Annotated in this window: 14 protein-coding genes; 7 read left to right on the top strand and 7 right to left on the bottom strand. The window is 71.9% G+C overall.

Annotation, left to right across the window (positions count from 1 at the left end):
- Positions 1–59 precede the first annotated feature (59 nt).
- From ACFVSL_RS17080 to ACFVSL_RS17065, 4 genes are all read right to left on the bottom strand, one after another.
- Positions 60–842: a hypothetical protein gene (locus ACFVSL_RS17080; protein ID WP_386942182.1), complete on the bottom strand. Its 783-nt coding sequence runs from the start codon at positions 840–842 to the stop codon at positions 60–62.
- Complete coding sequence (locus tag ACFVSL_RS17075) at positions 839–1744, bottom strand: ABC transporter ATP-binding protein (RefSeq protein ID WP_386942181.1); 906 nt, start codon at positions 1742–1744, stop codon at positions 839–841. Before ACFVSL_RS17075 ends, ACFVSL_RS17080 begins: the two co-directional genes overlap by 4 nt.
- Positions 1741–2109: a GntR family transcriptional regulator gene (locus tag ACFVSL_RS17070; protein ID WP_386942180.1), complete on the bottom strand. Its 369-nt coding sequence runs from the start codon at positions 2107–2109 to the stop codon at positions 1741–1743. Before ACFVSL_RS17070 ends, ACFVSL_RS17075 begins: the two co-directional genes overlap by 4 nt.
- Before the next feature lie 87 nt (positions 2110–2196).
- On the bottom strand, positions 2197–3201 hold the full coding sequence (locus ACFVSL_RS17065) for a DMT family transporter (protein WP_386942179.1): 1005 nt from the start codon (positions 3199–3201) through the stop codon (positions 2197–2199).
- Positions 3202–3334: 133 nt separating this feature from the next.
- On the opposite strand from ACFVSL_RS17065, the gene lpdA reads away from it, so the two are divergent.
- Both lpdA and ACFVSL_RS17055 read left to right on the top strand, forming a co-directional pair.
- The gene (gene lpdA / locus ACFVSL_RS17060) at positions 3335–4732 is read left to right on the top strand and encodes a dihydrolipoyl dehydrogenase (protein ID WP_386942178.1); all 1398 of its coding nucleotides are present in this window, start codon (positions 3335–3337) and stop codon (positions 4730–4732) included.
- 77 nt (positions 4733–4809) lie between these two features.
- Positions 4810–5007, top strand: a complete 198-nt coding sequence (locus tag ACFVSL_RS17055) for a hypothetical protein (protein WP_386942177.1) — start codon at positions 4810–4812, stop codon at positions 5005–5007.
- A 137-nt stretch (positions 5008–5144) separates the two neighbouring features.
- Here the strand turns inward: ACFVSL_RS17055 and ACFVSL_RS17050 are convergent, their stop codons facing one another.
- Positions 5145–6776 carry a cation acetate symporter gene (locus tag ACFVSL_RS17050; protein ID WP_386942176.1) on the bottom strand — a complete coding sequence of 544 codons (1632 nt, stop codon included), beginning with the start codon at positions 6774–6776 and terminating at the stop codon, positions 5145–5147.
- Complete coding sequence (locus ACFVSL_RS17045; RefSeq protein WP_386942175.1) at positions 6773–7144, bottom strand: DUF485 domain-containing protein; 372 nt, start codon at positions 7142–7144, stop codon at positions 6773–6775. Before ACFVSL_RS17045 ends, ACFVSL_RS17050 begins: the two co-directional genes overlap by 4 nt.
- A gap of 209 nt (positions 7145–7353) precedes the next feature.
- On the opposite strand from ACFVSL_RS17045, the gene ACFVSL_RS17040 reads away from it, so the two are divergent.
- From ACFVSL_RS17040 to ACFVSL_RS17020, 5 genes are read left to right on the top strand one after another with little or no spacing between them, the layout of a single operon-like run.
- Positions 7354–8544, top strand: coding sequence for a sensor histidine kinase (locus ACFVSL_RS17040; protein ID WP_386942174.1), 1191 nt, complete (start codon positions 7354–7356; stop codon positions 8542–8544).
- Positions 8541–9296 (top strand): LytR/AlgR family response regulator transcription factor, encoded by a 756-nt coding sequence (locus tag ACFVSL_RS17035; RefSeq protein WP_386942173.1) that lies wholly within the window; start codon positions 8541–8543, stop codon positions 9294–9296. Before ACFVSL_RS17040 ends, ACFVSL_RS17035 begins: the two co-directional genes overlap by 4 nt.
- 13 nt (positions 9297–9309) lie before the next feature.
- Positions 9310–9693 (top strand): DUF485 domain-containing protein, encoded by a 384-nt coding sequence (locus ACFVSL_RS17030; protein WP_386942172.1) that lies wholly within the window; start codon positions 9310–9312, stop codon positions 9691–9693.
- Positions 9690–11156, top strand: coding sequence for a cation acetate symporter (locus tag ACFVSL_RS17025; protein ID WP_386942171.1), 1467 nt, complete (start codon positions 9690–9692; stop codon positions 11154–11156). Before ACFVSL_RS17030 ends, ACFVSL_RS17025 begins: the two co-directional genes overlap by 4 nt.
- Positions 11157–11196: 40 nt before the next feature.
- Positions 11197–11937 (top strand): TSUP family transporter, encoded by a 741-nt coding sequence (locus ACFVSL_RS17020; RefSeq protein ID WP_386942170.1) that lies wholly within the window; start codon positions 11197–11199, stop codon positions 11935–11937.
- Positions 11938–12003: 66 nt separating this feature from the next.
- On the opposite strand, the gene ACFVSL_RS17015 is transcribed toward ACFVSL_RS17020, so the two are convergent.
- Positions 12004–12642 (bottom strand): GNAT family N-acetyltransferase, encoded by a 639-nt coding sequence (locus ACFVSL_RS17015; RefSeq protein WP_386942169.1) that lies wholly within the window; start codon positions 12640–12642, stop codon positions 12004–12006.
- Positions 12643–12776: the final 134 nt, after the last annotated feature.

Raw genomic sequence — 12776 nt, 5'->3', positions numbered from 1 at the left:
TCGGGCGGGAGAGGTATCTCCCGCCCGACGGGGTCATCCCCCCGGATGACCCGTGATCATCACCGGGGCGTCGCCCGCCTGATGACCAGGAATCCCGCCACGGCCGAGACGAGCGCGGCGACGAGCGTCAGGGTGAACACCCCGAGCAGGCCGATGGCGGCGAACCAGCTCATCACCGCCGGCCAGCTGTTCGTGAAGGTGAAGGCGGCGATGAGCGCGAGCACGAGGGCGACGAAGCTGAAGAAGAGGATCATCATGCCGCGCACCCGCCACCGCATGTACACGGTCGTCGCGCCGGCGCCGACGAAGAGCACGAAGAGCTGCAGCGCGAACGTGGTGAAGAAGTCGAACGCCCAGCCGGACTGCCCGTACCAGAGCGTGTCGAACATGCCGGCGCCGATGCCCCAGCCGTTCGTCGCCTTCTCGATCTGCACGAGGGTCGCGATGGCGACGGCCATCTCGGCGGCGACGAACACGAACATCGCGCTCAGGCCGAGCCAGTAGTCGCGACGCGTCGAGCCGAAGCCGAGCGCGAACGAGAAGGTGAAGGCGACGGCCTGCACGCCGACCGCGACGAGGTACCACTGCGGCGACAGGACGGCCCAGCTGTAGCGGAAGCCCTCCTGCATGTCGGCGGTCGAGGCGCCCGCGCCCTGGATGATGAGCGCGATGATCATCGTGACGGCCCAGGCGGCGCCGAGGATGAGCCACGGGATGCCGAAGAAGATCGAGGGGTTCACGGTGAGCAGCCGCACGATGCGCCAGATCTCTCCGGTCCGGACCCTGCTCGACATCGGCGTCTCCCGTTCGGCGGTGGCGGCGGTGGTGGTGACGGTGGTCATGCTGCGGCCTCCTGTTCGATCGAACCGGCGAGGTCGGTGCCGGTGAGGTGGACGATGAGCTGCTGGAGCGACACGGGGGCCAGCTCGAGCCCGAGCTCGGCGGCGCGCACGCGCTCGGCCTGGTCGAGCCGCCCGTCGATGGTGACGCTGGCGAGCCCGCCGAGGCCCTCGCGGCCGATCACCGGCCGGTCGGCGACGAACTGCTCGACGGCCGAGCGGGCCCCCGCGATCGTCGTCGCCGAGCCGCGCACCTCCTCGGCGTCGCGGTCGAGGAGGATGCGCCCCTGGTCGATCAGGATGATGTGCTCGAGCAGGTTGGCGACCTCGTCGATCAGGTGCGTCGAGAGCACGATCGTGCGGGGGTGCGCGAGGTAGTCCTCGAGCAGCCGGTCGTAGAAGATGTGGCGTGCGACCGCGTCGAGCCCGAGGTACGGCTCGTCGAAGAAGGTGAGCGGTGCGCGCGAGGCCAGGCCGACGATCACGCCGACGGCCGAGAGCTGACCGCGGCTGAGCTTCTTGATGGGGCGCTTCAGCGGCAGGCGGAAGTCGTCGACCAGCCGGTCGGCGAGCTCCTGGTCCCAGTTCTCGAAGAACCACGGCGCCGCCTTGAAGACGTGCCTCGGCCCGAAGTCCTCGGGGTAGCGCTGCGACTCGGCGATGAAGCAGAGCCGCCGCAGCACGTCGGCGTGCTCGGCCGGGCTGCGCCCGAAGACCTCGAGCTCGCCGCCGTTCGGGAAGAGCTGGCCCGTGAGCAGTTGCATGATCGTCGTCTTGCCGGCGCCGTTGCGGCCGAGGAGGCCGTAGATGCGGTTCTCCTCGAGCGTGAAGTCGACGGCGTCGACGGCGGTGAAGTCGCCGTAGCGCTTCGTGAGTCCGGATACCCGGGCCACGGTGGTGGTCATGATGCGGTCCTCTCGGATCGGAGTGCGGCGAGCATGCCCGCCAGGTCGTCGACGTCGATGCCGAGCTTGTCGGCCTCGACGAGGAGGGGGCTGAGGTACTGGGCGCTGAACTCCGCCCGTCGTCGCGCGATGAGGCGATCGCGGGCGCCGACCGTCACGAACATGCCGATTCCCCGTCGCTTCTCCACGAATCCGTCGTCGACAAGACGACCCACCCCCTTCAGTGCTGTGGCCGGGTTCACCCTGAGGAACGTCGCGAACTCGTTGATCGACGGGATCTGCGACCCCTCGGGCAGCGTGCCGTCGATGATGTCGTTCTCGAGCTGTTCCGCGATCTGGATGAAGATCGGTCGCGAGTCGTCCATGCCCGCCTATCTGGTGCGCCGATGCGAGTGCCCTCGCATGTTGGTTAGTTACTTCACTGACTAACCAACCATCCTCGGGCGCGGATGTCAACCCCTCCGCGAGAACCGCAGCCGCCCCTGCGTGAGCAGGATGCCGACGAGCACGAGCGCCGCGCCGATCGGCTCGTGCCACGAGAAGCGCTCGCCGAGCAGCACCACGCCGAGCGCGACCCCCACGACGGGCGTGACGTACGTGACCGTCGAGGTGCCGGTCGGGCCCCACGCCCGCAGCACGTTGATGTTCCAGATGTAGGCGAGGCCGGTGCCGAGCACGCCGAGCGCGACGAGCGACAGCGCGACGGGCCAGTCGAGCTCGACCGGGCCGATCGCCACGACGGGCGTGAGCGCGAGCATGACGACGGCCGACACGCCGATCGAGAGGAAGGCGAACGTCGCGGGCGCGATCGGCCGGCCGCTCAGGAACCGGCGCTGGTAGCCGAAGGTGAAGCCGTAGCAGGCCGTCGCGACGAGGCACGCGAGCTGGCCCGCCACGCTGCCCGTGAGCGCCGTGATCTGCCACGGGCCGATGACGACGAGCACCCCGAGGATGCCGACGCCGACGCCCGCCCAGCGCCCGAGTCCCAGGCGTTCGACGCGGAAGACGAGCGTCGCCATCAGCGCCGTCATGATCGGCGTCGTCGCGTTGTAGATCGAGGCGAGGCTCGACGACACGTACTGCTCGGCCCACGCGAAGCAGAGGTACGGGATGACGCAGGTCGTGAGCGACACGACGAGGAAGTGCCCCCAGACCGCCCGTTCGCGCGGCAGCACCGGCCCGGGAACGCCGTCGGGCCCGGTGACGCGCGGGCGCGTCACGAGCACGATGAGCCCGAGCGCGAGCGCGCCGAACAGGGTGCGCGACCAGGCGACCTGGCCGAACGACACCCCGTCGAGCGCGACCTTCATGAACAGGAAGCTCGCACCCCACACGAGGCCCATCGCGAGGAACTGCACCCACGTCGACAGCCGCCTCGGCCTCGGCGCCGCCCGCGCCTCGACGGGCGGCTCGGCGGCGGCTTCGACGGAGGCTTCGATCGGTTCGGTGCTGCTCACCCACGAAGGCTACGGCGACCCGCCGCCCGCCGGAACCGGGTGGGAACTCCCTGTCCGGAATCCGCCGAAGAACGGCAGCAGGCGGCATCCGACCCCTCGAATCGCACGGGCATGCAGGCATAGGCTGGCGCCCATGAGCGAATACGACGTCGTCCTCCTCGGTGCCGGCCCCGGCGGCTACGTGGCCGCGATCCGCGCAGCGCAACTCGGCCTGAAGGTCGCCGTCATCGAGGAGCGCTACTGGGGCGGCGTGTGCCTCAACGTGGGCTGCATCCCCTCGAAGGCGCTGCTGCGCAATGCCGAGCTCGCGCACATCTTCCACGACCAGGCCGCGACCTTCGGCATCTCGGGCGACGTCCACTTCGACTTCGGCGCCGCCTTCGACCGCAGCCGCCAGGTCTCCGAGAAGCACGTCAAGGGCGTGCACTTCCTGATGAAGAAGAACGGCATCACCGAGATCGACGGCCGTGGCGTCTTCACCGGGCCGAACGCGATCGACGTGACGAAGGCCGACGGCTCGGTCGAGCAGGTCTCGTTCCGCAACGCGATCATCGCGACCGGCTCGCAGGTGCGGCTGCTGCCGGGCGTGCAGCTCTCGCAGAACGTCGTCACCTACGAGACGCAGATCCTCACGCGCGAGCTCCCCCGCTCGATCGCGATCGTCGGCGCCGGCGCCATCGGCATGGAGTTCGCGTACGTGCTGCGCAACTACGGCGTGCAGGTCACGGTCATCGAGTTCCTCGACCGGGCGCTGCCCAATGAAGACGTCGAGGTCTCGAAGGAGATCACGCGCCAGTACCGCAACCTCGGCATCCCGATCCTCTCGTCGACGAAGGTGGAGACCGTCGTCGACGACGGAACGTCGGTCACGGTGACGTACACGGGCGCCGACGGGCAGCCCGGCTCGCTCGTCGCCGACAAGGCCCTCATCTCGGTCGGCTTCGCCCCGAACGTCGACGGCATCGGGCTCGAGGCGGCCGGCGTGCAGCTCACCGAGCGGGGCGCGATCGCCATCGACGAGCGCATGCGCACGAACGTGCCCCACATCTACGCCATCGGCGACGTCACCGCCAAGCTCATGCTCGCCCACGTCGCCGAGGCGCAGGGCGTCGTCGCGGCCGAGACGATCGGCGACGCCGAGACCATGGAGCTCGGCGACTACCGGATGATGCCGCGCGCGACCTTCTGCTCGCCGCAGGTCGCGAGCTTCGGCCTCACCGAGCAGCAGGCCCGCGACGAGGGCTACGACGTCGTCGTCGCGAAGTTCCCGTTCACCGCGAACGGCAAGGCGAACGGCCTCGGCGACCCCGTCGGGTTCGTGAAGCTCGTCGCCGACAAGCAGCACCTCGAGCTCCTCGGCGGCCACCTCATCGGCCCCGACGTGTCCGAGCTGCTGCCCGAGCTCACCCTCGCCCAGAAGTGGGACCTCGGGGCGCTCGAGCTCGCCCGCAACGTGCACACCCACCCGACCCTGTCCGAGGCGCTGCAGGAGGCGTTCCACGGCCTGGCCGGTCACATGATCAACATGTAGGACCCACCGGCGGTCGAGGGGCGCCGCGGAGCGCGACGCGCATCGAGACCCGGAGCTCGGAGAGGAAGGCGGAAACCATGAACTGGCTGCTCATCATCGTCGGGGCGCTGCTCGTCGTCATCGGCGGCGTCTGGCTGTTCCAGGGGGTCGGCCTGCTGGCCGGCTCCCCCATGACCGGGGGGACGATGTGGATCCTCATCGGCGCCCTCGTCGCGGCCGTGGGCCTGGGCCTCATCGGCTGGGCCGCCACGCGGTTGCGGCGCACCCGCTCCTGACCGGCCGGCAGTGAAGCGGGCGGATGCCTCGGGGTCGACCCCGGGGCATCCGCCCGATCAGTTCGACACGGTTGGGACAGGCATTGCCGCCGTGCCGAGTGCTGCCCGGCGGCGGGCCCCCACCCGCCGCCGGAACCCTAGTGCTGCGCCGCCTTCTCGGCGCCGACGCCGGTGAGCGAGCGCACCTCCATCTCGGACTGCTTCAGCGGGTCCTCCGTGCCCTTGTCGAGCACCGTGCCGAGCCAGCCCAGGAGGAAGGCCAGCGGGATCGAGACGATGCCCGGGTTCGAGAGCGGGAAGAACGCGAAGTCGATCGCCTCGGTCTTCAGCATCGAGGTCTCGGAGCCCGAGACGACCGGCGAGAAGATGATGAGGAGGATCGCCGAGGCGAGGCCGCCGTACATGCTCCAGAGCGCGCCCTTGGTGGTGAAGCGCTTCCAGAAGAGCGAGTACACGATCGTCGGCAGGTTCGCCGACGCGGCGACCGCGAACGCGAGCGCCACGAGGAACGCGACGTTCTGGCCGTTGGCCCCGATGCCGCCGATGATCGCGACGACGCCGATGATGACGACCGTGCGACGCGCAACCTTGACCTCGGCGCCCGCCTCGGGCTTGCCCTTCTTCACGACCGACGCGTAGATGTCGTGCGCGAAGGAGGCGGCGGCCGTGATCGTGAGGCCGGCGACGACCGCGAGGATCGTCGCGAAGGCGATCGCCGAGATGAGGCCGAGCAGCAGCGGTCCGCCGAGCTCGAACGCGAGCAGCGGGGCCGCCGAGTTCGGGCCGCCGGGGGCCGCGGCGATGACGTCGGCACCCACGAGGGCCGCGGCGCCGTAGCCGAGCACGAGCGTGAACACGTAGAAGATGCCGATGAGCCAGATCGCCCAGACGACCGACTTGCGGGCCTCCTTCGCGGTGGGCACCGTGTAGAAGCGCATGAGCACGTGCGGCAGCGCGGCCGTGCCGAGCACGAGGGCGAGGCCGAGCGAGAGGAAGTCGACCTTCGCGATCTCGGAGACGCCGTACTTGAGGCCCGGGTTCAGGATCTCGGGGTTGCCGGCGGTCGCGACCGCGTTCTCGAGGAGGGTCGAGAAGCTGAAGCCGTTGAGCGCGAGCACCCACACCGTCATCACGCCGGCGCCCGCGATGAGCAGGACCGCCTTGATGATCTGCACCCAGGTGGTGCCCTTCATGCCGCCGATGAGCACGTAGAGGATCATGAGCGCGCCGACCACGGTGATGACGACCGCCTGGCCGACCTGGTCGCCGATGCCGAGCAGCAGCGAGACGAGCCCGCCGGCGCCGGCCATCTGGGCGAGCAGGTAGAAGAAGCAGACGACGAGCGTCGTCGTCGCGGCGGCGATGCGCACGGGCTTCTGCTTCAGCCGGAACGAGAGCACGTCGGCCATCGTGAACTTGCCCGTGTTGCGCAGCAGCTCGGCGACGAGCAGCAGCGCGACGAGCCACGCCACGAGGAAGCCGATCGAGTAGAGGAACCCGTCGTAGCCCGTGATCGCGATCGCCCCGACGATGCCGAGGAACGACGCCGCGGAGAGGTAGTCGCCCGCGATCGCCGAGCCGTTCTGCCCGCCCGTGAACGAGCGGCCCGCCGCGTAGTAGTCGGCGGCGGTCTTGTTGTTGCGGCTCGCGCGGAACACGATGATCATCGTGATCGCGACGAAGGCGCCGAAGATCGCGATGTTGAGCCAGGGCTCGCCGGGCGCCGCGGGGGCGGCCTCCGCGGCGCGGAGGACGGTGTGAGCGCTCATCGTGCGGCCTCCTCGGGGGCGAACTGGGCGGTCTCGATCTCGCCGCGGATCTCCTCGGCGAGCGGGTCGAGGCGGCGGTTGGCGTAGCTGACGTACCAGGTCGTGACGGCGAAGGTCGTGACGACCTGCGCCAGGCCGAGCAGCATCGCGACGTTCACGTTGCCCCAGACGGGCGTGGACATGAAGTCGTGCGCGTAGCTCGCGAGCAGCACGTACGCGAGGTACCAGGCGAGGCACGCGGCGAGCACCGGGAAGACGAACCTCCGGTGCCTCGAACGCAACTGCTGGAACTCGGGGGATTGTTGCACCGCGCGGTAGTCGACGTTCAGGGCCGTCTCGTTCTCCGCGCTCAGGGCTTCGTTGCCCATGGCGTCTCCTTCATCGGGATCGTGTTCTTCAGGAGCGGGGGCGGGGGCGCCACCGCTGCGCTGCGGTGCGCCCACTCTGGCGCGCGCCGCGTGCGGCGTGGGGCGCCCGCCGTTCGTCGTCGCCGAACGGCGCCGACGGTGCGACGAACGGCGGAGCGGAGACGACGAGCGACGGTCGGCGGAGCGGCCGAGCGATTACGCTGGCGTGCATGCCCGAGTCGACGCTGCTCGCCGCCGCCCTCGGCGCGCTCGGCGGGGCGCTCGCGGTCGGGCTCGTGCTGTTCCTGCGCCGCCTCGTGGTCGCCTCGAAGGAGCTCGGCACCGACGCCGAGCAGGCCACCTACCAGACGCTGCACCTCGCCTCGCGGGCGGCGAAGCACCTGCGCGGCGGCATCGACGGCCCCGACGCGCAGCGCGCCGGCAAGCACCTGCGCGCGCTCCTCGGCGCCGACAGCCTCGCGATCGCCGACCGGTCGGGCACCATCGCGATCGACGGCGACGACGCGGTGCGCCAGCTCGCCGAGCGGCTCGTCGGCGAGGTGCTCGCGGGCGGCCGCGCGCAGGTGCAGCGCCGCATCCCGGTCGGCGCGTGGGAGACCGACGCGGTCGCCGCGCCCATCGTGGGCGGCACCGGGCCCGTCGGTGCGATCGTCGCCTTCGCCTCGCCCGTGCGGGCGGGGCTCGTGCGCGCCACCGGCGAGGTCGCCGACTGGGTGGCCGCACAGGTCGAGCTGGGCGAGCTGGATGCCTCGCGCGCCGCCCTCGCCGAGGCCGAGGTCCGTGCGCTCCGCGCCCAGATCAGCCCGCACTTCATCTACAACTCCCTCAATGCGATCGCCTCGTTCATCAACACCGACCCGCAGAAGGCCCGCGAGCTGGTGCTCGAGTTCGCCGACTTCACGCGCTACTCCTTCCGCCGCCACGGCGACTTCACGACCGTCGCCGAGGAGCTGCGTTCGATCGACAGCTACCTGAAGCTCGAGCGCGCGCGCTTCGGCGACCGGCTCAAGGTGACGCTGCAGATCGCCCCCGAGGTGCTCTCGACGGTCGTGCCGTTCCTCTCGATCCAGCCGCTCGTCGAGAACGCGGTGCGGCACGGGCTCGAATCGAAGGAGGGCGGCGGGCGCATCACGATCGAGGCCGCCGACTCGGGGGCCTTCGCCGAGATCACCGTCGAGGACGACGGCGTCGGCATCGACCCCGAGACGCTCGCACGGGCCCTCGCGGGCGGCACCGCGAGCGGCGAGCACGTCGGCCTCCGCAACGTGGACGCCCGCCTCAGGCAGGTCTACGGCGAGGAGCACGGGCTCGTGGTCGAGACGAACCTCGGCGCCGGCACCCTCGTGCGCATGCGGGTGCCCAAGGCGGGCCCCCGCCGAGATGGGAGGATCACCCCATGATCTCCGTGCTCATCGCCGACGACGAGCAGCCCGCGATCGACGAGCTGGCGTTCCTGCTCGGGCAGGATCCCCGCATCGGCGTCATCCACCAGGCGTCCTCGGGCGCCGAGGCGATCCGCCTGCTCACCCGCGAGCCGGTCGACGCGGCGTTCCTCGACATCCACATGCCCGGCCTCACGGGCTTCGACCTCGCACGCGCCCTCGCCCGGTTCGAGCACCGCCCGGTGCTCGTGTTCGTGACCGCCGACGAGGAGGGGGCGCTCGAGGCGTTCGACCTCGCCGCCGTCGACTACCTCCTGAAGCCCGTGCGCACCGAGCGGCTGCACCGCTCGATCGGGCGGGTGGTCGAGGCCATCGCCGCGGCGGGCGCGAGCGCCGCGGGCCGGGGTGCGCCCGAGGCATCCGCCTCGCCCGAGATGATCGCGGTGACGCTCGGCGGCACGACCCGCATGATCCGCCGCGACGACGTGCGCTACGTGCAGGCGCAGGGCGATTACGCGCGGCTGCACACCGAGGAGGCGAGCTACCTCGTGCGCGTGCCGATGGCCGATCTCGAACGGCAGTGGGCCGAGGCGGGCTTCGTCAGGGTGCACCGCTCGTACCTCGTGTCGCTCGCGCACGTCTCCCGGGTGCGGCTCGGCGCCGACCATCCGAGCGTCGTCGTCGGCCAGGCCGAGCTGCCCGTGAGCCGGCGCCTGCTGCCGGGCCTGCGCGAGCGGCTCGAGCAGGCGACGCTGCGGGCGCGGCCGTGAGCGGAGGCCGACCGTGAGCGAGGAGCGACCGCAGCGGGTGCGGGTGACCGCGCCGCGCAGGGAGGCGGGCGGGGCGTCCGCCCGGCCGCCCGCGCGCCCCGGCCGCCGCGAGCCGAGCGACGTCCAGGGCGTCTACGTGCGCTCGCTCATCCGATCGCAGCTGCGGCTCGCGCTCACCGTCGCCGCGGGCTTCGTCGTCGCGACCGTGCTGTTCGTCGTCGCGATCGCGCTCGTGCCCGACCTCGATCGCACCTTCGTGCTCGGCGTGCCCGCCTCGTGGCTGCTGCTCGGCTTCGGCGTCTACCCGCTCGCGATCACCGTCGGCGGCCTCTACGTGCGCGCCGCATCGCGCAACGAGGCGCGCTACCGGGCCCTCGCCGAGGACGCGGACTCGTGAACCCCGCCATCGGCTACACCGCGATCGCCGCCGTCGCGCTCGTCTCGGCGGTCATCGGCTTCTACGGACTGCGGGTCTCGCGCACGACGAGCGACTTCTACGTCGCGAGCCGCACGGTGCGGCCCTGGTGGAACGCCTCGGCGATCGGCGGCGAGTACCTGTCGGCGGCCTCGTTCCTCGGCATCGCCGGGCTCATCCTGCTCACGGGCGCGTCGGCGCTGTGGTTCCCGATCGGCTACACGGCGGGGTACCTCATGCTGCTGCTCTTCGTCGCGGCGCCCCTGCGCCGCAGCGGCGCGTACACGATCCCCGACTTCACCGAGGCGCGCCTCGAGTCGCTCGCGGCGCGGCGGGTGACGAGCCTCCTCGTGATCGTGGTCGGCTGGTTCTACATCGTGCCGCAGCTGCAGGGCGCGGCGCTCACGGTGCGCATCACCACCGGGCTGCCCGCGTGGGCGGGCTCGCTCGCGGTCGCCGTGCTCGTCGCGGTCGTGGTCGCGGCGGGCGGTATGCGCTCGATCACCTTCGTGCAGGCCTTCCAGTTCTGGCTGAAGCTCACGGCGCTCGCGGTGCCGGTGATCGCCCTGCTCCTCGTCGTCGGCGGCGGGGAGGTCACGGCCGAGCTGCCGCCGGTCGCCGCGTTCCCGCCCGAGGCCGGCCCCGGCGACCTCGACGTGTACCGCACCGTCTCACTCATGGTCGCCCTCCTGTTCGGCACGCTCGGCCTCCCCCACGTGCTGGTGCGCTTCTACACGAACCCCGACGGCGTCGCCGCCCGCCGCACGACCGTCATCGTGCTCGTGCTGCTCAGCGTCTTCTACCTCTTCCCGACCGCCTTCGGCTTCCTCGGCCGGGCGTTCGCCCCCGACCTCGCGGCGCCGGGCGACGCCGACGCGCTCATCCTGCTGCTGCCCGACCGCCTCGTGCCCGGGCTCGCGGGCGAGCTGCTGACGGCACTCGTCATCGCGGGCGCGTTCGCCGCGTTCCTCTCGACCTCGTCGGGGCTCGTCGTCTCGCTCGCGGGCGTCATCAGCCAGGACCTGCTGGGCGGCAGCGTGCGCGGCTTCCGGATCGCCGCGGTCGTCTCGACCGTCGTGCCGCTCGCCGTCGCGCTCGCGACCGAGTCGGCGGGACTCGCGGGCAGCGTCGGCCTCGTGTTCGCCTTCACCGCGTCGACCCTCTGCCCCATGCTCGTGCTCGGCATCTGGTGGCGCGGACTCACCGCCCGCGGCGCGATCTCGGGCATGCTCACCGGCGCCGCGCTCTCGGGTGCGGCGATCCTCGGCGGCGGCGTGCTCGGTGCGGCGGCGCCGACCCTGCGCCCCTTCCTCGAGCAGCCCGCCGCGTGGACGGTGCCGATCGCCGTCGTCGTCACGATCATGGTGTCGCGGCTCGACCGCCGCGGGGCGCCGTCGGGCACCGACGCCTACCTCAGCCGGCTGCACGTGCCGGAGCGCCCCTGAGCCGCACGGCCCGACGCCGCCGCTGAACTAGGCTGTCCCGGTGCTCCTCGCCATCGCCGTCTCCGTGCTCGTGGGTGCGGCGGCCCAGCGGGTCACCGGCATGGGCTTCGCGCTCATCGCCTCGCCCGCGCTCGTGATCCTCCTCGGGCCGTTCGACGGCGTCATCGTCGTGAACCTCTGCGCCGTGCTCTCGTCGCTGCTCATCCTGCCGAGGGTGTGGCGCGACGTCGAGTGGCGGCGCTTCACCTGGCTCGTGATCCCCGCGTTCGTCGGCACCGCCGCCGGCGCCCTCGTGGCGACGCTCGTGCCCGGCCCCGTGCTGCAGCTCGGCGTCGGCCTGCTCGTCATCGTCGCACTCACCGTGACGCTCGTGGTCACCCGCACCGAGCACACGGCGAGCGGCCCCGCCCCCGCGATCATCGCCGGCACCGCGTCGGGCTTCATGAACGCCTCGGCGGGCGTCGGCGGCCCGGCGCTGAGCGTCTACGCCGTCGCGACCCGCTGGCCGCAGACCGCGTTCGCGGCGACCGCGCAGGCGTACTTCGTGGCGATCGGCGCCGCCGCCCTCACGGGCAAGCTCGTCGCGACGGGCTGGGCCTGGCCCGCGCTCGACCCCGGCGCCTGGCCGTTCATCGTCGGCGCGCTGCTCGTCGGGCTCGTCGCCGGCGAGTGGCTCGCGCCGAGGGTCGGGCATCGCGCCGCTCGCGCGGCGGTCATCGTCATCGCGTACCTCGGCGGCGCGGCCGCCCTCGTCGACGGCGCGCTCGACCTGCTCGGCTGAGGCCGGCCGAGCGGAGCCCGGCTCAGCGGAGTCCGGCCGGTCGGACCCGGCCGCGGCCGCCGTGCGTCAGAGCCGTACGGGCTCGTCGCCGCGAGCGGCGAGCCGCGCCTCCAGCGCCGCCCGGACCTCGGGCCACTCGTCGACGATGACGGAGTAGACGGCGCTGTCGCGCCAGCTGCCGTCGGCCCGCCGCTTGTCGCGGCGCATGACCCCGTCGAGCTTCGCGCCGAGCTTCTCGATCGCCGCGCGCGAACGCCCGTTGATCGCGTCGGCCTGGATCTTCACCCGCCCGAAGCCGTGGTCGAAGGCGAGGCCGAGCAGCAGGAGCTTCGTCTCGGGGTTCACCGCGGTGCCCCAGACCGACGGGTGGTAGCCGGTCCATCCGATGTGGGTCGACTCGTTCGCGACGTCGAAGTCGGCGAGCTTCGTCGCTCCGACGACGCGGTCGTCGTCGGCGCCGCCGACGATCCGCACCGCGAACGGCAGCGCACTGTCACCGCCCCGACCGAAGTAGTAGGCCCGCGCCCAGTCGTCGAACGCCGCCCGCCCCTCGGGGAGTCCGGCGGGGCCGCCGCCGAACCCACCGGCGAAGACCTCGGGTCGGCCGAGCGCCTCGTGGAGCTCGGGCAGGTCGCCCTCGGCGAGCGGGGTGAGGCGCACGAAGCGCCCCCGGAGTTCGGTCGCTGCGGGGATGGTCGCTGGCACGTGTCGAGTCTGCCATGCCCGGGCGACCGGGGAACGACGAGCGGACGACGGCCGGCAGCGCCCGTCCGACGCCCTTCCCCGCGCGACATCCGCCCCATACGATGACGAGAGCAGGACCGATCTCGGAACGGAAG

The organism is Agromyces sp. NPDC058064, assembly GCF_042885275.1.
Taxonomy (GTDB): Bacteria; Actinomycetota; Actinomycetes; order Actinomycetales; family Microbacteriaceae; genus Agromyces.
The sequence above is the reverse complement of the archived record's forward strand: the minus strand, read 5'-3'. Positions and strand labels throughout refer to the sequence as shown.

Excerpts from the sequence above, each read along its gene's own strand:
- ACFVSL_RS17080 (WP_386942182.1), bottom strand. The coding sequence starts at position 842 with ATGACCACCGTCACCACCACCGCCGCCACCGCCGAACGGGAGACGCCG.
- ACFVSL_RS17075 (WP_386942181.1), bottom strand. The coding sequence starts at position 1,744 with ATGACCACCACCGTGGCCCGGGTATCCGGACTCACGAAGCGCTACGGC.
- ACFVSL_RS17070 (WP_386942180.1), bottom strand. The coding sequence starts at position 2,109 with ATGGACGACTCGCGACCGATCTTCATCCAGATCGCGGAACAGCTCGAG.
- lpdA (WP_386942178.1), top strand. The coding sequence starts at position 3,335 with ATGAGCGAATACGACGTCGTCCTCCTCGGTGCCGGCCCCGGCGGCTAC.
- ACFVSL_RS17055 (WP_386942177.1), top strand. The coding sequence starts at position 4,810 with ATGAACTGGCTGCTCATCATCGTCGGGGCGCTGCTCGTCGTCATCGGC.
- ACFVSL_RS17050 (WP_386942176.1), bottom strand. The coding sequence starts at position 6,776 with ATGAGCGCTCACACCGTCCTCCGCGCCGCGGAGGCCGCCCCCGCGGCG.
- ACFVSL_RS17045 (WP_386942175.1), bottom strand. The coding sequence starts at position 7,144 with ATGGGCAACGAAGCCCTGAGCGCGGAGAACGAGACGGCCCTGAACGTC.
- ACFVSL_RS17040 (WP_386942174.1), top strand. The coding sequence starts at position 7,354 with ATGCCCGAGTCGACGCTGCTCGCCGCCGCCCTCGGCGCGCTCGGCGGG.
- ACFVSL_RS17035 (WP_386942173.1), top strand. The coding sequence starts at position 8,541 with ATGATCTCCGTGCTCATCGCCGACGACGAGCAGCCCGCGATCGACGAG.